This is a genomic window from Lysobacter yananisis, from assembly GCF_031199375.1.
In the GTDB taxonomy this organism is placed as follows: Bacteria; Pseudomonadota; Gammaproteobacteria; order Xanthomonadales; family Xanthomonadaceae; genus Lysobacter; species Lysobacter yananisis.
Window position 1 is genome coordinate 4280472 of sequence record NZ_CP133568.1, and the last position, 18614, is coordinate 4299085.

An 18614-nucleotide genomic window follows, 5' to 3' on the forward strand; every position below is an offset into this window, starting at 1 on the left:
GGGCCCGCCTATGCTGCGCATCCAGGCTGAAGCGCTGACTTACGACGATGTCTCTCTCGTCCCCGCGCATTCGATCGTCCTGCCTAAGGACGTAAACCTCTCCACCCGCCTGACCCGCGACCTGTCGATCCGCCTGCCGATCCTGTCGGCGGCGATGGACACCGTCAGCGAGGCCCGCCTGGCCATCGCCCTGGCCCAGCTCGGCGGCATCAGCATCGTCCACAAGAACATGAGCCTGCAGGCCCAGGCCGCGCAGGTCGCCCAGGTCAAGAAGTTCGAGGCCGGGGTGATCAAGGAGCCGTTCACCGTCGGCCCCGAGACCACCATCGGCGAAGTGCTCAAGCTGACCCGCGCGCGCAACATCTCCGGCGTGCCGGTCGTGGACGGCGGCCAGCTGGTCGGCATCGTCACCAGCCGCGACATGCGCTTCGAGAAGAAGCTCGACGATCCGGTCCGCCACATCATGACCAAGCGCGACCGCCTGGTCACCGTGCGCGAGGGCGCCGACGACGAGGAAGTGCTGCAGCTGCTGCACAAGCACCGCATCGAAAAGGTCCTGGTGGTCAACGACGGCTTCGAGCTGCGCGGGCTGATCACGGTCAAGGACATCCAGAAGAAGACCGACAACCCCAACGCCGCCAAGGACAGCGCCGAGCGCTTGCTGGTCGGCGCCGCGGTCGGCGCCGGCGGCGACACCGAAGCGCGCGTGGAAGCGCTCGCCGCGGCCGGCGTGGACGTGATCGTGGTCGACACCGCGCACGGCCATTCGCAGGGCGTGCTCGATCGCGTGCAGTGGGTCAAGAAGCGCTTCCCGCAGTTGCAGGTGATCGGCGGCAACATCGTCACCGGCGACGCGGCGCTGGCGCTGATGGATCACGGCGCCGACGCGGTCAAGGTCGGCGTCGGCCCCGGTTCGATCTGCACCACCCGCGTCGTCGCCGGCGTCGGCGTGCCGCAGATCACCGCCGTGGCGATGGTCGCCGAGGCGCTGCAGGACCGCATCCCGCTGATCGCCGACGGCGGCATCCGCTACTCCGGCGACATCGGCAAGGCGCTGGTCGCCGGCGCCTCGTCGGTGATGGTCGGCGGCCTGTTCGCCGGCACCGAGGAAGCTCCGGGCGAGATCGAGCTGTTCCAGGGCCGCAGCTACAAGAGCTACCGCGGCATGGGCAGCCTCGGCGCGATGGAGCAGGGCTCCAAGGACCGCTATTTCCAGGACGCCTCGGACGCCGACAAGCTGGTGCCGGAAGGCATCGAAGGCCGCGTGCCGTATCGCGGTTCGCTCGGCGGCGTGGTCCACCAGCTCGCCGGCGGCCTGCGCGCCACCATGGGCTACGTGGGCTGCGCGACCATCGAGGAGATGCGCAAGAAGCCGAGCTTCGTGCGCATCACCAACGCCGGTTCGCGCGAGAGCCACGTGCACGACGTGCAGATCACCAAGGAACCGCCGAACTACCGGGCGGGATGAAGCCGCAGGAACGAGCGAAGAGGAGTGAGGAACGAGTGTCCCGCTCCTCTTCGACTATTCCGGCCCCGCTTTCGACTTCTCTCGTTTCTCACTCCTCTTGACTCGTTTCTGGCCCATGGACATCCATAGCGACAAAATCCTGATCCTCGATTTCGGCGCCCAGTACACCCAGCTGATCGCCCGCCGCATCCGCGAGCTCGGCGTCTACTGCGAGATCTGGGCCTGGGACCACGATCCGGCCGAGATCGAGGCCTACGGCGCCAAGGGCATCATCCTGTCCGGCGGCCCGGAATCGACCACCGAAGACGGCTCGCCGCGCGCGCCGCAGCAGGTGTTCGACGCGGGCCTGCCGCTGCTGGGCATCTGCTACGGCATGCAGACCATGGCCAAGCAGCTCGGCGGCGACACCGAGGCCGCCGGCCAGCGCGAGTTCGGCCACGCCGAAGTGCAACTGGTCGCGCAGGACCATCTGTTCGACGGGCTCAAGGATCATCCGGGTTCGCCGCCGCGCCTGGACGTGTGGATGAGCCACGGCGACCACGTGTCGAAGGCGCCGGACGGTTTCGTGGTCACCGCCAAGACCGACCGCGTGCCGATCGCCGCGTTCGCCGACGACGCGCGCCGCTGGTACGGCGTGCAGTTCCATCCGGAAGTGACCCACACCAAGCAGGGCCAGACCCTGCTGCGCCGCTTCGTGGTCGACATCTGCGGCTGCCAGACGCTGTGGACCGCGGCCAACATCATCGACGACCAGATCGCCCGCGTGCGCGAGCAGGTCGGCAGCGACGAGGTCATCCTCGGCCTGTCCGGCGGCGTCGATTCCTCGGTGGTCGCGGCGCTGCTGCACAAGGCCATCGGCGACCAGCTGACCTGCGTGTTCGTCGACACCGGCCTGCTGCGCTACAACGAAGGCGACCAGGTGATGGCGATGTTCGCCGAGCATATGGGCGTCAAGGTCGTGCGCGTCAACGCCGCCGACCGCTACTTCGACAAGCTCGCCGGCGTCAGCGACCCGGAAGCCAAGCGCAAGATCATCGGCAACCTGTTCGTCGAGATCTTCGACGAGGAATCGCACAAGCTCGCCAACGCCAAGTGGCTGGCGCAGGGCACCATCTACCCGGACGTGATCGAATCCGCCGGCAGCAAGACCGGCAAGGCCCACGTCATCAAGAGCCACCACAACGTCGGCGGCCTGCCCGAGGACATGAAGCTCGGCCTGGTCGAGCCGCTGCGCGAGCTGTTCAAGGACGAAGTGCGGCGCCTCGGCGTCGAACTCGGCCTGCCGCGCGAGATGGTCTACCGCCACCCGTTCCCGGGCCCGGGCCTGGGCGTGCGCATCCTCGGCGAGGTCAAGCGCGACTACGCCGACCTGCTGGCCAAGGCCGACCACATCTTCATCGACGAACTGCGCAAGGCCGGCCTGTACGACAAGACCAGCCAGGCGTTCGCCGTGTTCCTGCCGGTCAAGTCGGTCGGCGTGGTCGGCGACGCGCGCGCCTACGAGTGGGTGATCGCGCTGCGCGCGGTCGAGACCATCGACTTCATGACCGCACACTGGGCGCACCTGCCGTACGACTTCCTCGGCACGGTGTCGAACCGGATCATCAATGAGCTGTCGGGCGTGTCGCGGGTGGTGTACGACATCAGCGGGAAGCCGCCGGCGACGATTGAGTGGGAGTGACCGATCGGGACTGACGGTTCGGGAATGACCGACCCAACGCATCGAGGCGCCTGAGGGCGCCTCGATCGTTTCGGCTGCCGCGGTTTCGCGCGATACCGCCTGCCGGCGTCAGCGGCTTCCCTTCGGTTTGGCGGCAATCGCGGCAGGGCGCGAAACGTCCAGCACCACGACTTCGACGCGGCCTTCGCGCGCCGCGGCGCTGCGCTCGATCAACAGTTGCCGGGCCTGTTCCGGCGTGGCCGGCAGCGGCGAGCCCTTGCCGGGACCGACCAGGCGTTTGCTCGCCGTATCCTGCTCGCCGAACCAGAGCAGCAGATAGATACCGCGGCCGTCGGCGCGCCAGTCGCTGGTGTACAGGCGGTCGAGCTGCTCGTCGGCGCCGGTCCACAACTGGCGATTCCACTGCCCCTTGATCTCGATCGGCAGACGCAGTTTTCCTGCCGAACAGGCGATGTCGACCTCCTTGTCGGCCGCTACGTGTCCCTCGGGCGCGTACTCGACACCGGGCGTACCCTGGCGCAGCAGGCCCATCAGATGGTCGCGGCACTGTTCTTCGTTGCGCGGCTCTTCGCTGTCGTAGAAGCCCCTCCAGGATTCCGCATCGTCGCTGCGGATCTTTTTCTGGACCTCGACCAACTCTTCCAGCAGCCATGCCTGCAGGTCGGCCGCGCTGTTGGGAGTCTTATCGTTCGCCACCTGGGCCAGAACCTCCAGTTCCGGCGGCGCGTAGTGCGACTCGACGTGGGTTCGCTGTTGCTCCGTGCGCACGCTGCGCAAGGTTTCGCTGTAATCGTCCGCGGGCGCTTCGCACAGGCGCGCGAGCGCAGCGCGCGCGGCGTCGCTGGTGTCGTTACCCAGACGGCGGATCTGGTCGCGCAGATAGACGACCGCGTCCCACGGGTTGCGGTCGCCGACCCAGCCGTCCTCGGGAAGCGGGACGACCGGCCACAACCCGCGAAAGCGGGAGACGATCCATTCGAGTTGCGCCGGGCTCCAGATCACGGTTCCCGGGTCGCGCGCACCACGATCTTCGAAGCTGCGGTCGCGGATCTCGAACAACAGGCCGGGATTCATGCCGGTCGCGTCCAACCGGGCGGCCGCGGCTTCGAAATCGACGATCAGATCGATCGCGTCCCATGTTTGGCTGCGATCGCTGGGAACGTCGACAGCGGCTCGCTGGACGAGGTCTTTGAGCGGCTCGCGTTGGCCGCGCTTGAGCAACCGCTCGATGAGCGCCTCCTCGATCCGCCAAGGCAGACTCTCGAACCGATGCAGCCATTCGGCGGCCAACCGATCGATCAGTTCGGGGTCTTCCTCGCCGTTCAAGAGGCCGGTGAGGCCGAGCACGTACTCGTGTCCAGCGCGCAGCTGCGGTTCGCAAGCGATCCGCAAGGCCTCGGCCCAGAGCGAACGCGCGCGCAACGCGTCGACGACGGCTTGCTGCAGTTCCGCCAGTCCGTAACGAACCTGACTGCCGTTGCGGTGCAGTTCGACGAAGCCGGCGAACAGGATGTCGTCGGGCAGATCGTCCAGGCCGATTGCGAGCCGGTGGCGCTCGGCCAGTCCGGCGATCAGCACTTGCGCGGCGGGGTAACCGCTGTCCTCGAACAGGTCACGCTCGATCGCGTGCCGGTCGCGCGCGTGCTCAGGGGCCAGAAGGAAGGCTTGAAACCCCAGCAGGGCGGCTTGGGCGAGATCAGGTCCCAGCCATTGCTGCAGCCTTTCCGGTGCGGGCAGATCCTTGTCGAGGTCGTGGTAGATGCCCAGGTAGGCGGAGGCCGGGCTGGTCAGATCGGCGGGGGCACCGGCCCGCATTGGTTCGACGCGCTGGGCGAAATGCTCGCGATGTTGCGCGTGGCGTTCGGCGCGTTCGACGCGTTGTTGCTCTTTTCGTTGTTCGCGCCGCTGATCCAAGGGCATGGCAACGGGCTGGCCCAGGCGCTCGATCCATTCGCGCGCCTCGGGATCGTCCGCGGCGAAGCGCTGCGCGGTGGCGCGGGCCCGGTTGCCCTTGTCCGGGCCGTGTGGGATCAGCTGCAGTAGTTCCCGCCATCGCGGGTCTTGTTCGTCGCGCGGCGAATAGCGTTCCAGCAATGCGACTACGTCGTCTTCCGAGCACTCCAGTCCCAGAGAATATTGAATCAACTGCGTGTGCCGCAGGAGCGCGTGATCTTCCCCGGTGCCGTCGAGCAACGCGAGGCTCTGCACATCCCGGCGCAGTGCGGTTTCCGCAATGAGGTGCTGTTGCAAAGCGATGCGCGGCTCGCGATCGTAACCATCGTCTGAGCCGACAGGCTGCAGCCAGCGCAAAAGCGTCTCCGCGCTGGGCCGGGAGACGACGAGCTGGCGTGCGATCAAATGATAAACGAGATCGTTCAACGGCAGGCGGGCGTCGTAGTCGTGCGCTCCCCGAGGTTCCGGCAGGGCGACCGCGAGCCGCTCCAGCACCGACGCGATGCGTTCGTCGGGCAGCCGGTGTTCCAGTTCATACAGCACGCTCGCCAAGCGCCTGTTGCGTCGCACTGCGGCGATGGCGATGTCGACGATCAACTCGTCCTCGAACGGGGCGTAGTCGACCATGGGCATGATTTCCAGCGCCAGCCGCGTCGAATCTTCGCTGTCCTGGTCCAGCAGAGTGAGCGCTATGTCGCGCCACGCGGCCGGCGTCAGCACGTCGGCCAGCGCCTGTGCTGCCGCGCGGCGCAGGGCAAAGTAACCGTCGCCGTTCACTACCAGGGATTGCAGCGTTGCGGCCATCGCCGCTGCGGCGGGCGTCCGCGCCAACGATTTCAGCACAATCAGGCGAAACCCGAACGGCTCGGGCTCGGACGCGACCGCACAGCGCAACTCGTCGAGCAGTTCCATCCGCGCCACTCCCGGCACCGCAAAAGCGCGCCACTGGTTCAGATGCGGATCGATCAGCGCCAGCTTCCGCAGCGATTCGAGCAGACCGCGGACTTGAGTCGTGTCCAGCGCGGCGACATCGCCGTACTCGATGACGCCCATGGGATCGGCCGCAATCACGGCCGGAGCCAATGCCGGCGATTGCGCTAGCCAGGCATGCATGCCGCGCAGGCTCGACGGTACCAGTCCTTGGTGGTGGAACAGCGCCAGCAGACGCCGGCGCTTGCGCGGGGTGTCCGCCTGCGCCGCGAGCCAGCGCGCGCCCAGGTCCTCGCCGATACGGCGATGCACGTAGCCGAAGCGCTCGTCGCCGGCGGCTTTGAACAGGCGCGAAGCCAGCGCGACGCAGGCATGCTCGCCGTCCGGCAGCCGGTCGAGTTCGGCCAGCGCCAGATCGCCGTCTTCCAGATTCGCCGCGGCGCGACGCGCGAGCGCTTCGTGGCCGGTGAGGATCAGTGCGGCGCAGGCGGCGCCGGCGCCGGCCAGACGGGCCTCCCGCGGCAGCCGTTGGACGGGTTTGGCATCGTTGTGCTCGTCGACGAGTTTGGTGATCGCCAACGAGAACAGCTCGTCGCGGGTTTTCGGCAAGTCGCTGCCGGCGACGACGTCGGCGATCATGCTCAGGGACTGCGGATTGCCGAGCAGGCCGTCGAGGCCGAGCGACTGGAAATGTCGGGCCGCGGCTTCGGCCCGGTCGGGGCCGATGCGATCGCCCAGAAATGCCAGCACCTGTGCGTCGGTCAACGGTTCCAGGTGCAGTTGCAGCGGTGCGCGCTCGTATTGTTCCTCGATAGCCTGGGCGCCGGTGGCGCTGCGCCAGTCGATGCTGCGGCACGACAAGACGAAACGCGGACAGCCGATTTCGCCCAGGCGCCGCAGCACGGCGTCCACGGCGTCGCCTTCGCGGCTGGTCGAGACTTCGTCGAGCGCGTCGATCACCAGGGTGGTGGCGTCGCCGAGCAGGCTGCGCGGATCGGCGCGATTGATCAGCTGCCGTGCCGTGCAACCGGCGTAGCCCGGCAGTTTTCCCAGTTCGCCGAGCAGGCTGGATTTGCCCATCCCGGCTTCGCCCAGAACGACCACGGGTTCGGCGAAATCGACCAGCCGCTGCTGTGCGACCTCGATCTTGCGTCCATGTTCGTCTTGATGCCAAAGCGTTCTGTCGAGCAATCCATGCTTCATGGGGCGTCGCATTCTCGTTCGGGGCGGGCTGGCGGGCGGTGCGCCCGGCGCGGCGCGGACATTTTACGTTTTGCCGGAGCGGGCCGGCGCATCGGCGAGGGTTGCGATGAGCCGCGGCGGGCGTGCGCGGACGCAACGCCGCGCATTGCGGCGCTGCAACAGAACACGGCCAGCGGTTTGTGTGATCGCGGACGCGCCGGCGCTGCGGCCCCGGCGCTACCGTTCGGGCCTTGCGCCTTGCGCCTTGCTGCTGTGCGGCCGCGGCGGCTGCCGCAGCCGCTTGCGTTCGCGCGGATACGCGAACCGCTTCTGCCGCGGACGGAGCCGCGGCGGTACCGCCGGACGGCCCGCGCCGCCGGCTTTCGCGCCGCGCGCCGCCGGATGCGCGCGCGGCCTTCGCCACCGAAGACAGGAGTGCGTCATGAAGAGGATGTCCCGCGCCAAGCTGTTCCTGACCTGCTGCGCGTTCGCGTTCGGCCTGACCGTCAGTCTGTCCGCGTTCGCGCGGCCGTGCTGCAGCAGTTGCGATCCGAACCAGCCCGATTCGCGGTGCTGGATCATCTGCTCGGACGGCTGCTGAGCCGGTTCGTGGCGGCAAGGGAGCGGCGATCCGCTCCCTTGCCCTCGGGGCGCGGCGTCGTGCCGGCCCCTGTCGGCGAGGCCGGGCCTGTGCTCCGGTCTGCGGCCGGCTCCTTGCGGGGCGTCCGCGCGGGGCGCCTTCGACGCCTGCCCGTGCCCGCGCGATCGCGGCGACGTTCGCGCCGGTTCGATCGCGGCGCCAATTGCCGTAATTAGGACAATTCCAGGCCGCAATGGTACGTAGCCTATGGGCACACGGACGGCGGCTGCGCGCCGCGCGCCCGCTGCGGCGGCGGTGTCGATTCAGCGCTGCGCGGTTCGTCGTCGTATCGAAGCCGGCCGAAACATCCCCCGTAGCCGGCGATCCGAGTCCGATCAGGAGAAACGCATGGAGCGATATCTGCCCGTGGCCGCCGCATTGCTGGCTCTGCCGCATCTGCTGTCGATCGCCGCCGCCCGGCACGAGCCGCCCGCGGCCGTGGCGGCGCAGCCGCCGCGCACGGTGTCGGTGTCGGCGCCGGCGAGGGCGCACTGCGCCGCGCTCCGGCTGCCGGTGGCGTCGGTTTCGCGTGCGGCGCCGCGCCGCGGCTTCGCCGGGTTCGCGCAGCAGCCCTACCTGCAGCCCTAAGCGAGGCCCGCGGGCGCAGCCCACAAACGCGTCTACGCCGAGGGCCAGGCGCGCAGCGCAGTGCGCAGCACCTCGCGCAACTGCGCCGCGTCGGCGCCGTCGCGGGCCTGGATCGACAGGCCTTGCACGACCGTCGACAGGAACTTGGCCAACGCGGCCGCGTCGGCACCGGCGGGCACGTCGCCTTCGCGCTGGCCGCGCTCGATGCGCGCGCGGAAACCGGCCTCGACGCTGGCGCGGTGCGCGCCGAGCTCTTCGCGCAGTTGGGTAGCGTCGCCGAGGCCGCCGGTCTCGGCGGCGACCAGCATGCAGCCCGAGCGGGTCGGGCAGGCGGCGAAGCCCTCGGCGAGCGCGTCGAACAGGCGCGCGAAGGCTTCGCGCGCCGGCAGCCCGGGCGTCGCCAGCACGCTGCCGTGTCCGCGCCGGAACTGCTCCAGATAGCGTTGCAGCGCGGCGCGGAACAGGTCTTCCTTGCTGCCGAAGGCGGCATAGAGGCTCGGCGCGGCGACGCCGATGGCGGCGGTCAGCTCGCTCATCGAGGTGGCTTCGAAGCCGCGCTGCCAGAACATCCGCATCGCGGTTTCCAGGGCTTGATCGCGGTCGAAGCCGCGCGGGCGGCCGCGTGGGCGGCGCGGTTTCGCCGCGGCGGCGTCGGTGGCGGCTTCGGCGTTCCCGCCGAGCGCCGGCTCGGGCGCGGCTGCGGGCAGACCCGTGCCGCCGGAGGGTTCCGGATGTGCAACGCCGAATTCCATAGCGATCGATATTAAATTCGTTGACCCCCGCCGGGCAAGCGCTCAGACTCGGCCGGCCCGCCCATACGGCGGGCGTTGCCCGCTTCGTTTCCCTGCCACGCCACCCAGGAAACCCCCATGAGCCTTTCGCTCTACGACATCAGCGTGCCCGCGTTCCAGCGCGGCCTCGACGTGCTTTCGCACCTGCTCGACCAGGGCATCGCCCATGCCCGCGCCCAGGGCCAGGACCCCGAGCGATTGCTGGCCGGGCGGCTGGCGCCGGACATGTACACCCTGGTCGGCCAGGTCCAGTCGGCCAGCGACGCGGCCAAGTTCGGTGCCGCGCGCCTGGCCGGCATCGCGCCGCCGAGCTTCGCCGACACCGAGACCACCCTGGACGAGCTGCGCGAGCGCATCGCCAAGACCCAGGAATTCCTGCGCACGGTGACCCCGCAGAGCATGGACGGCCAGGAAGAGCGCGAGATCGTGATCCGTCCCGGCGGCCGCGAACTGCGCTTCGTCGCCCGCGACTACATCCGCGGCTTCGTCCTGCCGAACTTCTATTTCCACCTCACCACCGCCTACGGCATCCTGCGCCACCTCGGCGTACCGCTGGGCAAGATGGACTACCTGCGCGGCGCGGCCTGATCGCGCGCACCGCCGCGGGCGCGCTGCGCTCGCGGCGGTGCGCATCCGAGACTGCGGACGCAGCGGATGCGCACGCGGCGCGGCTGCACCATAATCGCGCCCGGGCGCCGCGCCGCGGCGGCGCCGGAGCGAGAAACAGCGTGAGCGAGCAACAGGCCGAGATCGACCGTTACTGGATGCGCCGGGCGCTGGATCTGGCCGAGCGCGCCGAGCGCGAGTACGACGAGATCCCGGTCGGCGCGGTGCTGGTGTCGGAAGCCGGCGAACTGCTCGGCGAAGGCTGGAACCGCAACATCGGCCTGCACGACCCGTCCGCGCACGCCGAGATCGTGGCCATGCGCGACGGCGGCCAGCGCATCGGCAACCACCGCCTGGTCGGCGCGAGCTTGTACGTGACCCTGGAGCCGTGCGCGATGTGCGCGATGGCGATGGTGCACGCGCGCGTGGCGCGGGTGGTGTTCGGCGCGTTCGATCCCAAGACCGGCGCCGCCGGCAGCGTGTTCGACCTGCTGGCCGATCCGCGCCACAACCATCGCGTGGCGGTGCTTGGCGGGGTGCTCGGCGACGAGGCCGGGGCGCGCTTGAGCGCGTACTTCAGGCGCAAGCGCGGCAAGGCGGTGTAGCGGGGCGGGGTTTCAGGTTCGCGGCGATCGGCGGGCCGCGCGGTCGCGACTTGCGTCGCTCCTACAGGGCGAGGCCGCGACAACGTCCACCCCTGTAGGAGCGACGCAAGTCGCGACCGCGAGACCCCGACCACGACGAAACCCACGCCTGACCCGCCCCCCTTCGCCCCTCAGCGCAACGCCGCCAGCGCCGTGCGCGCCTCCTCGCTGAAACGCTGCGCCTCCTGCTGCGAATACAACTGCCCGGCCAGTTGCGTAATGGCCTTGTGCGGATCGCCGCCGGCGGCGTCGAGCGCTTCCTGGCACAGCATCCCGGCGATCGGCCCCAGGTAGTTCAGCGCGACCTGCTCCAGCGCCTGGCGCGCGCGCGGATTGACCGCCGCCGCCGCGGGCGCCGCTGGCGCGGCGGGAGAGGCCGACGCGCCCGGCAGCGGTGCCGGCGTCGCCGCCGGCGAGTATTGATACTGCTGGCCGCCGAGGTCGTGCTCGAACCCGCCCAGCAGCCATTCCACCGAGCCTTCGCTCAGCGGCGCGCGCCCGGGCGGCAGCGCGGCGATGCCGCTGCTCTCGAAGCGGACCTTGGCCGCCGACACCATCGACAACCGCTGCACCGCTTCTTCGTTGCGCAGCATCCGGTACACCACTTCCTGCACCTGGCCCTGGTGCAGGCGCACGATGCAGGAGTGGTTGTCCTCGGTGACGATGTAGGCGAAGCCGGAGGAGCGCTTCTGCGCCAGGATCTTGAGCTCGCGCAGCACCTGCACCAGCGGTCGGAACTCATTGCTCATGCGACGCTCCCTGGGGCGCTGTCGGGGTCGGGACGATGCGGATCAGCGCGAGAGCTTGGCCAGCCGCTCCATCGCCACGCGCACGCTGTAGGACAGGCGCGAGATGGCGCGGGCGAGCTTGCCGATCTCGTCCTTGAGTTCGGTCTCCTCGATGGTGTGGCCCCACTTGCCGACGCTCAATTCCTCGGCGACCGTGGTCAGGTGCTGGATCGGCTTGAGCACGCGGCTCCAGATCAGGCCCCACTGCAGGCCCAGGATCAGCGCGCACACCAGCAGGCCGATGCCGCCGATCCACAACGACTGGCGCACGATCGCCTTGTCGACGTCGCTCTTGGGATAGGCCGAGACCAGGGTGAAGCCCCAGTTCGGCACTTCCTCGCGGCTGACCACCCAGCCGTCCGGCGTTTCCTGGGCGATGCGCGCGATCTGCGCCGGATCGACGGTCGCGCCGGTCTTGGAGTGGAAGCGCAGCTTGTCCTTGCTGTCGAACACGGCGATGAAGCCCGAGTCCAGCACCTGGCTGGCGTCGACGACTTCCGACAGCGCCTGCAGGTCGGTCTTGTAGCCCACGTACCACACGCCGATCGCGCGGCGGGCGTCGCTGTCGGCGAAGATCGGCTCGTAGCCGGTGACGTAGGGCGTGCCGAGGATGTCGACCACGCCATAGAAGTTCTCGCCCTTGCGCATGTGCGGGATCACCTGGCCGAGCGGATCGAGCTGGGTGCCGATGGCGCGGCTGCCGTCGTCCTTGCGCACGTTGGTGGCGACGCGCACGAAGTCCTCGCCGTCGCGCGCGAACAAGGTCGCGGTGCCCTGGGCGATGGCGGTGACGCTGTCGACCAAGGCGAAGTTGTTGGCCTGCGAGACGCTACCGAGCACCAGGTCGTTGCTGGCGCGGCCGCCGACGGTGACGCGTCCGCCCAGGCTGGCGGCGCCGAGCTTGCGGCCTTCGCTGCGCAGCAGGCGCATGGCGTCGTGGGTGCGGTCGAGCATGATCGAACGGGTGACGCCGAACAGGCTCTGCAGCGCCAGCGTGCGGCGTTCGATGGATTGGGCGGCGTCGGCGCGCACGTGGCGCGCCTGGGCGATGGCGAGCACCACGGTCAAGGCGAGCACGGCGACCAGCACCAGCGCCAGCACGGGCAGCAGCAGGCGCACCCGCAACGAGTGAAGAAACATCGGATCATTCCCCTGGAGCGCGTTGATGAAATGCGGTTCGGACCGCAGCCGCGCGATTGCGCGGGCGATGCGGCGGGGCGCTCCTTGCCCGATGCGCGTATCGGCGGCCGAACGACGGCCAGAAGATAGCGGCATCGTTTTTTGTTGCACAACGCGTTCGTGGCTTGCGCAGCGGGCGCGGCTTACCCGTCTGCGAATGCGGCCGGCGTACTGGCGGTGTGGCGTGCGAGTCGTTCTTGTGTATCTGGTGCGCTGTGCGCGTCGAGCGTGGAGGTCGGTTTGCCACGCTCGACTACAAGCTATAGGTCGGTGGCGGGCGCAGCATATCGATAGCGGGCGATCGCGGATCGTGCGGCCAGTCGCAGAAGAATTTGCCGTCGCCGGACGGACGCCGGCGAACCTTGCGAACTGTGCGGAGCGCTTATGCGGCATGTGCTGGCCGACACGCAGCGCGGCCCGCGGCATGGCCGCCGGCAGTGCCGTATCGCGTATACGCTTGCGTCCGCATCGGCGAGGCGCGTGCAAAAAGCGAGAGGCTGGCGCGACAGAAAAAGTGCGCCGCGCGGCCCGCGCTCGCTGCGCGCGAATCGCGCGCTGCGTCGATGCACCGGCGATGTGGCGATGCGGGCCCGGACTTTGCGCGTGCGCGCATGACGCTTGCGCATGCCTGCGTGGGCCGCGAAGGCCGGCGCGCGATCGAGCTTTGTGACGCAGTGCCGATTCTCCGCGAAACCCGGCGCGCGCAGGGGTAGGGTCAGCCGCGTTTCCTGCGGCCGTGGTCGCGGTCGAACTCGCGCTTCACTTCGGCGTCGAGCATGCTCACGCTCATGCGCGCTTCGCGGCCCATGTTGATGCAGGCGGCCAGCACCAGCAGCACGCCGCACATCGCCAGCCCGGTCGGCACGCCGCGCAGGCGGTAGTCGGCGAACTGGTCGATGCCGATGGCCAGGCTGGTGCCGACGAAGGCGGTCATCGCGCCGTACAGCAGTTGCAGGCAGGTCAGGATCAGGCGCACGCGCCGGCGGTGCAGGATGATGCGCGCTTCCAGGTACTGCCGCGCGTGCTCGTCGACGGTGTCTTCCAGCGTCGCCAGTTGCTGGCGCATGCGGTCGACCACGCGCGCCAGGCGGTTGTTCGACGACACCAGCAGCGAAGCGGTGGCGGTCAGGAAGAAGGCCGGCGTGATCATCGCCGAGACCACGGCGTAGTGCGAACTCAGTTGCAGCGGGTCGGGCATGGCGGCGTGCGGAGGAGCGTGCGTGGGATCCCATGATGCCGCAAGCGCGGGGAGCTGTTGTGGGAGGGGCTTCAGCCCCGACGCTGTTCGGCCGGTTCGCGCCGTCGGTGCGTGGCGGCGGACCGAAAAGCGTCGGGCCTGAAGGCCCTCCCGCAGGGCGACGCCGCTCCGGCGCGGCTTCGAAGCCGCCGCCCGCTCAGCCGCGCGCCTTGGCCCAGCGCTTGACCGCGCTGGCGTGGCCGTGGTCCATCTCCTCGTTGACCGCCTCCACCGCCAGCGAGGATTCGCGCGCCAGCAGCAGGCTGGCGGCGAACATCGACAGCACCCCGAACGCGGCCAGCACGGTCGGCACCAGGCCCAGGCGATAGCCGAGCACGGCGTCGCCGGCCACGGTCAGGCTGGTGCCGACGAAGAAGCTGATCGCGGTGTAGAGCAACTGGCTGCCGCGCAGGATGATCCGGCTGCGCTTCTTCTGGCGCAGGATGTGGCGTTCGATCAGCTCGCGCTCTTCGGCGTCCTCGGTCTCGGCCAGTTCCTTGAGCAGGACCCGGGCGCGGTCGATGACCCGGGCCAGGCGGTTGTTGGCCGACAGCAGCAACGAGGCGGTCGCGGTCAGGAAGAACGCGGGCGCCAGCATCGCGGTCAGGATCGCGTAGTGGACGTCGGGGGCGTTGGCGGTCATCGCGGCGCGGCCATCGGGGGCGGGTGGGCTATCATGCCGCGACCTGCAACCCTACGGCGAGCCATGAGCGGACACCCCGGACACGAGCACGGACACGAACACCGGTTGATCTGGATCGACCTGGAAATGACCGGGCTGGACACCGACCGCGACTCGATCCTGGAGATCGCCACCGTCGTCACCGACGCCCAGCTCAACGTGCTCGCCGAAGGCCCGGAACTGGCCATCGCCCATCCGTTGCAGCGGCTGGAGGCGATGGACGAGTGGAACCGCAACCAGCACGGCAAGTCCGGCTTGTGGCAGCGCGTGCTGGAGCAGGGCGTGACGATGGAAGAGGCCGAGCGCCGGACCCTGGCGTTTCTCGCCGACTGGGTCGCGCCGAACACTTCGCCGATCTGCGGCAACTCGATCTGCCAGGACCGCCGCTTCCTGCACCGCTGCATGCCGAAGCTGGAGAAGTACTTCCATTACCGGAACCTCGACGTCAGCACGGTCAAGGAACTGGCGCGGCGCTGGGCGCCGGAGGTGCTCGCGGGGATGCACAAGGACAGCAAGCACACCGCGCTGAGCGACGTGCACGACTCGATCGCCGAGCTGCGGCATTACCGCGGGTTCATGGGCAAGCTCGGCGGGCTCGCGGGCTGAGCCTTTCTTGCGGTCTCGCGTGAGGCCGCAACGCAGCGACTGTAGGAGCTGCGCGAACTGCGACCGCGAACTCCGCGAACCGGCGCTGGCATGAAGCCGACACGGCGCGGCTGAAGGCGCGATCAAGGTTTCGCCGCAGTTGCATTTGCGCAGTCGCAGCTTGCGCAGCTCCTACAGGGAGAATCCCACTGGCGCGGCGAAGGGGGAGGGCGTGCGCCCCCCGCGAACAGCTCAACTCTTGGGCTTTGCGCCGGCCGCCGCAACGTCGCCGTCGTCGGCCACCGCCTTGGTCAACACCTCGCCGATCGGCCGCCCGTCCGCATCGTGGTGGTACACGTGCAGGTCGCGCTGCGGATACGGGATGTTGAGGCCCTTGCCGATCAGGTCGTTGCGGATGGCCTCGACCAGGTCGCTCTTGGTGTGGACCAGATCGCCGGTCTTGGCCCAGGCGCGCAGCTCCAGGTTGACGCTGCTCTCGGCCAGGGCGGTCACCAGCACTTCCGGCGCCGGATCCTTGAGCACCTTCGGGTGTGCGCCGGCCAGCGCCAGCAGAGTGTCTTTGGCGACTCTCAGATCGTCGTCGTAGCCCACGCCGACGGTGAGGTCGATGCGGCGCTTGGGGTTGGCGGTGAAGTTGACGATGACCGCGGTGGTGATCAGGCTGTTGGGCAGCACGATCACCCGGTTGTCGATGGTGCGCAGGCGGGTCTGGAACACCCGGATCTGCTCGACCGTGCCCTCGACGCCGGCGGCCTGCACGTAGTCGCCGGCGCGGAACGGCCGCAGCACGATCAGCATGACCCCCGAGGCGATGTTGGACAGCGAGTCCTTCAGCGCCAGGCCGATCGCCAGGCCGGCGGCGCCAAGCACCGCCAGCACCGAGGTCGTCGGCACGCCGAGCGCCTGCAGCGCGGCCACCGCGACCACCACCACCATCACCGCATAGGCGATATTGCGCAGGAAGCCGCGCAGGGTGACTTCCATGTTGGCGCGGGTCATGACCCGCTCCAGCGCCCGCGACAGGCGCTTGGCGATCCACAGCCCGATCAGCAGGATCGCCAGCGCGGCCAGCAGCTTCAGGCCCTGGGTCTGGGCCCAGCCCATCAGCTTGTCGAAGTCGAAACCGGCGCCGAGCCCGATGACGGGATCGGCGGCCTGAGCCTTGGCGGCGGCCGCTTTCGCGGGCCCCGCCTGGACGGTCTGGGCGGTGGTCGCCACGACGGCGTCGCTTTTCGCCATGCCGGAACTCAGCCCTGGCCCTTGGCCTTGGCCAGGCGCAGCCAGGTGTCGACGACGGTGTCGGGATTCAGCGACACCGACTCGATGCCCTGCTGCATCAGCCACTCGGCCAGATCCGGATGATCGCTCGGGCCCTGGCCGCAGATGCCGACGTATTTGCCCTTGGCGCGCGCGGCCGAGATCGCCATCGCCAGCAGCTTCTTGACCGCCGGGTCGCGTTCGTCGAACAGCTGCGCGACGATGGCCGAATCGCGGTCCAGGCCGAGGCTGAGCTGGGTCAGGTCGTTGGAGCCGATCGAGAAGCCGTCGAAGATCTCCAGGAACTCGTCGGCGAGCAGCGCGTTCGACGGCACCTCGCACATCATGATGATCTTGAGACCATTCTCGCCCTGCTTGAGCCCGTTCTTCTCCAGCACCTCGACCACGCGGCGACCCTCATCGAGCGTGCGCACGAACGGGATCATGACCCAGCAATTGGTCAGGCCCATCCGCTCGCGCACCTTGAGTACAGCCTGGCACTCCAGGGCGAAAGCATCGGTGAAGGACGGATCGACGTAACGGCTGGCGCCGCGGAAGCCGATCATCGGGTTCTCTTCGTGCGGCTCGTAGCGCGAGCCGCCGATCAGGTTGGCGTACTCGTTGGACTTGAAGTCCGACAGGCGCACGATCACCGGGTTCGGCGCGAACGAGGCGGTGATGGTGGCGATGCCCTCGGCCAGGCGGTCGACGTAGAACTGCACCGGGTCGTCGCCGTAGCCGGCGATCTTCTCGTCGATCTTCTTCTTGGTCGCCGCATCCTGCTGCGCGTATTCCAGCAGCGCCTTGGGATGGATGCCGATGTGGCTGGCGATGATCATCTCCAGCCGCGCCAGGCCGACGCCGGCGTTGGGCAGCATGGCGAAGTCGAACGCGCGCTCGGGGTTGGCGACGTTCATCATCACCTTGAGCGGCGCCGGCGGCATCTTGTCGAGGTCGGCGACGTGGCGTTCGAACGGCAGGGCGCCGTCGTAGATGTAGCCGGTGTCGCCTTCGGCGCAGCTGATGGTGACGGTCTCGCCTTCCTTGATCGTGTCGAGCCCGTTGCCGGTGCCGACGACCGCCGGCACGCCGAGTTCGCGCGCGATGATCGCCGCGTGGCAGGTGCGGCCGCCGCGGTTGGTCACGATCGCCGCGGCGCGCTTCATCACCGGCTCCCAGTCGGGATCGGTCATGTCGGCGACCAGCACGTCGCCGGGCTGCACCCGCGCCATGTCGTCGAGGCTGCGCACCACGCGCGCCACGCCGCTGCCGATCTTCTGGCCGATGGCGCGGCCCTCGGCGATCACGGCGCCGCGCTGGCCGAGCTGGTAGCGCTCGATCTGGGTGGCCTTGGCCCGCGACTTCACCGTTTCCGGGCGAGCCTGGACGATGAACAGCTTGCCGCTGACGCCGTCCTTCGCCCATTCAACGTCCATCGGCCGGCCGTAGTGCTTTTCGATCACCAGCGCCTGCTTGGCGAGTTCGTGCACGTCTTCGTCGGTGATCGAGAACTTGCTTCGCAGCTCGGCCGGCGTGTCCTCGGTGCGCACGCGCTCGCCGGGCTGGTCCGAATAGACCATGCGCAACTGCTTGGCGCCGACGCTGCGGCGCAGGATCGCCGGCTTGCCCTGGCTGAGGGTGGGCTTGTAGACGTAGAACTCGTCGGGATTGACCGCGCCCTGCACGACCATTTCGCCCAGGCCGTAGCTGGAGGTGATGAACACCACGTCGCGGAAGCCCGACTCGGTGTCCAGGGTGAACAGCACGCCGGACGCGCCGACGTCGGAGCGCACCATCAGCTGCACGCCGGCCGACAGGAACACGTCCTCGTGCTTGAAGCCGTGGTGCACGCGGTAGGCGATGGCGCGGTCGTTGTAGAGGCTGGCGAAGACTTCCTTGACCTTGCGCACGACGTCGTCTTCGCCGGTCACGTTGAGGAAGGTTTCCTGCTGGCCGGCGAACGAGGCGTCGGGCAGGTCTTCGGCGGTGGCCGAGGAGCGCACCGCGACGGCGACGTCGCCGCCGCTGCTGCCGGCATTCTCGTCGCAGAGCTTGCGGTAGGCGGCGCGGATGTCCTGGTCCAGGTCGGGCTGCAGCGGCGCGTCGATGACCCAGCCGCGGATTTCGCCGCCGGCCTTGGTCAGCGCCGGCACGTCTTCCACGTCGAGCGTGGCGAGGCGGTCGTAGATGCGCTGGTGCAGGTCGTTATGGGCGATGAAGGCCTTGAAGGCCTCGGCGGTGGTGGCGTAGCCGCCGGGGACCGAGACGCCCAGGTTGGCCAGGTTGCCGATCATCTCGCCAAGCGAGGAGTTCTTGCCGCCGACGCGGGCCAGGTCGTGGAGGCGCAGCGCGTGCAGCCAGAGGATGTTCTCGTTCAAGACA

Annotated in this window: 15 protein-coding genes and 1 pseudogene; 8 read left to right on the plus strand and 8 right to left on the minus strand. The window is 69.0% G+C overall.

The features are described 5' to 3' along the window. The first annotated feature begins 10 nt into the window (after positions 1 to 10). Entirely contained in the window at positions 11 to 1468 is a 1458-nt protein-coding gene (guaB, locus tag RDV84_RS17950) for an IMP dehydrogenase (RefSeq protein ID WP_057947887.1), read from the plus strand. A 115-nt stretch (positions 1469 to 1583) separates the two neighbouring features. After that, a complete protein-coding gene (guaA, locus tag RDV84_RS17955; RefSeq protein ID WP_309151109.1) occupies positions 1584 to 3149 on the plus strand; it encodes a glutamine-hydrolyzing GMP synthase in 1566 nt (521 codons plus the stop codon). Between the two features lie 108 nt (positions 3150 to 3257). Here the strand turns inward: guaA and eruA are convergent, their stop codons facing one another. After that, entirely contained in the window at positions 3258 to 7235 is a 3978-nt protein-coding gene (gene eruA, locus RDV84_RS17960; RefSeq protein ID WP_309151110.1) for an NACHT domain-containing antiphage protein EruA, read from the minus strand. A 421-nt stretch (positions 7236 to 7656) separates the two neighbouring features. On the opposite strand from eruA, the gene RDV84_RS17965 reads away from it, so the two are divergent. Both RDV84_RS17965 and RDV84_RS17970 read left to right on the plus strand, forming a co-directional pair. After that, entirely contained in the window at positions 7657 to 7815 is a 159-nt protein-coding gene (locus tag RDV84_RS17965) for a hypothetical protein (RefSeq protein WP_157490388.1), read from the plus strand. Between the two features lie 246 nt (positions 7816 to 8061). Next, positions 8062 to 8442: a hypothetical protein gene (locus tag RDV84_RS17970; protein WP_309151111.1), complete on the plus strand. Its 381-nt coding sequence runs from the start codon at positions 8062 to 8064 to the stop codon at positions 8440 to 8442. 32 nt (positions 8443 to 8474) lie between these two features. Here RDV84_RS17970 and RDV84_RS17975 read toward each other — a convergent pair whose 3' ends face one another. Continuing rightward, entirely contained in the window at positions 8475 to 9194 is a 720-nt protein-coding gene (locus RDV84_RS17975; RefSeq protein WP_309151112.1) for a TetR/AcrR family transcriptional regulator, read from the minus strand. 117 nt (positions 9195 to 9311) lie between these two features. Between RDV84_RS17975 and RDV84_RS17980 the strand changes: the two genes are divergently transcribed. Beyond that, positions 9312 to 9821, plus strand: coding sequence for a DUF1993 domain-containing protein (locus RDV84_RS17980; protein ID WP_057947883.1), 510 nt, complete (start codon positions 9312 to 9314; stop codon positions 9819 to 9821). A gap of 140 nt (positions 9822 to 9961) precedes the next feature. Beyond that, positions 9962 to 10444 carry a tRNA adenosine(34) deaminase TadA gene (tadA, locus tag RDV84_RS17985; protein WP_309151113.1) on the plus strand — a complete coding sequence of 161 codons (483 nt, stop codon included), beginning with the start codon at positions 9962 to 9964 and terminating at the stop codon, positions 10442 to 10444. Between the two features lie 170 nt (positions 10445 to 10614). On the opposite strand, the gene RDV84_RS17990 is transcribed toward tadA, so the two are convergent. The 3 genes from RDV84_RS17990 to RDV84_RS18000 all read right to left on the minus strand — a co-directional run bounded on the left by RDV84_RS17990 (position 10615) and on the right by RDV84_RS18000 (position 13648). Then, positions 10615 to 11232 carry a DUF8082 domain-containing protein gene (locus RDV84_RS17990; RefSeq protein ID WP_309151114.1) on the minus strand — a complete coding sequence of 206 codons (618 nt, stop codon included), beginning with the start codon at positions 11230 to 11232 and terminating at the stop codon, positions 10615 to 10617. 42 nt (positions 11233 to 11274) lie between these two features. Continuing rightward, a complete protein-coding gene (locus RDV84_RS17995; protein WP_057947881.1) occupies positions 11275 to 12411 on the minus strand; it encodes a Cache 3/Cache 2 fusion domain-containing protein in 1137 nt (378 codons plus the stop codon). Positions 12412 to 13165: 754 nt separating this feature from the next. Further along, positions 13166 to 13648, minus strand: a complete 483-nt coding sequence (locus RDV84_RS18000) for a DUF2721 domain-containing protein (protein WP_240635310.1) — start codon at positions 13646 to 13648, stop codon at positions 13166 to 13168. Positions 13649 to 13683: 35 nt separating this feature from the next. Here RDV84_RS18000 and RDV84_RS26805 point away from each other — a divergent pair. Then, positions 13684 to 13791, plus strand: a pseudogene (locus RDV84_RS26805) (hypothetical protein); the annotation flags it as partial. 53 nt (positions 13792 to 13844) lie between these two features. Here RDV84_RS26805 and RDV84_RS18005 read toward each other — a convergent pair. Next, the gene (locus tag RDV84_RS18005) at positions 13845 to 14330 is read right to left on the minus strand and encodes a DUF2721 domain-containing protein (protein ID WP_057947880.1); all 486 of its coding nucleotides are present in this window, start codon (positions 14328 to 14330) and stop codon (positions 13845 to 13847) included. A gap of 63 nt (positions 14331 to 14393) precedes the next feature. On the opposite strand from RDV84_RS18005, the gene orn reads away from it, so the two are divergent. Then, positions 14394 to 14975, plus strand: a complete 582-nt coding sequence (gene orn, locus RDV84_RS18010) for an oligoribonuclease (RefSeq protein ID WP_078996352.1) — start codon at positions 14394 to 14396, stop codon at positions 14973 to 14975. Between the two features lie 231 nt (positions 14976 to 15206). Here orn and RDV84_RS18015 read toward each other — a convergent pair whose 3' ends face one another. Together RDV84_RS18015 and ppsA are read right to left on the minus strand one after the other, a co-directional pair. Further along, positions 15207 to 16214, minus strand: coding sequence for a mechanosensitive ion channel family protein (locus tag RDV84_RS18015; protein WP_309151115.1), 1008 nt, complete (start codon positions 16212 to 16214; stop codon positions 15207 to 15209). An 8-nt stretch (positions 16215 to 16222) separates the two neighbouring features. Beyond that, positions 16223 to 18610 (minus strand): phosphoenolpyruvate synthase, encoded by a 2388-nt coding sequence (gene ppsA / locus RDV84_RS18020; RefSeq protein ID WP_309151116.1) that lies wholly within the window; start codon positions 18608 to 18610, stop codon positions 16223 to 16225. Between the last annotated feature and the right edge of the window lie 4 nt (positions 18611 to 18614).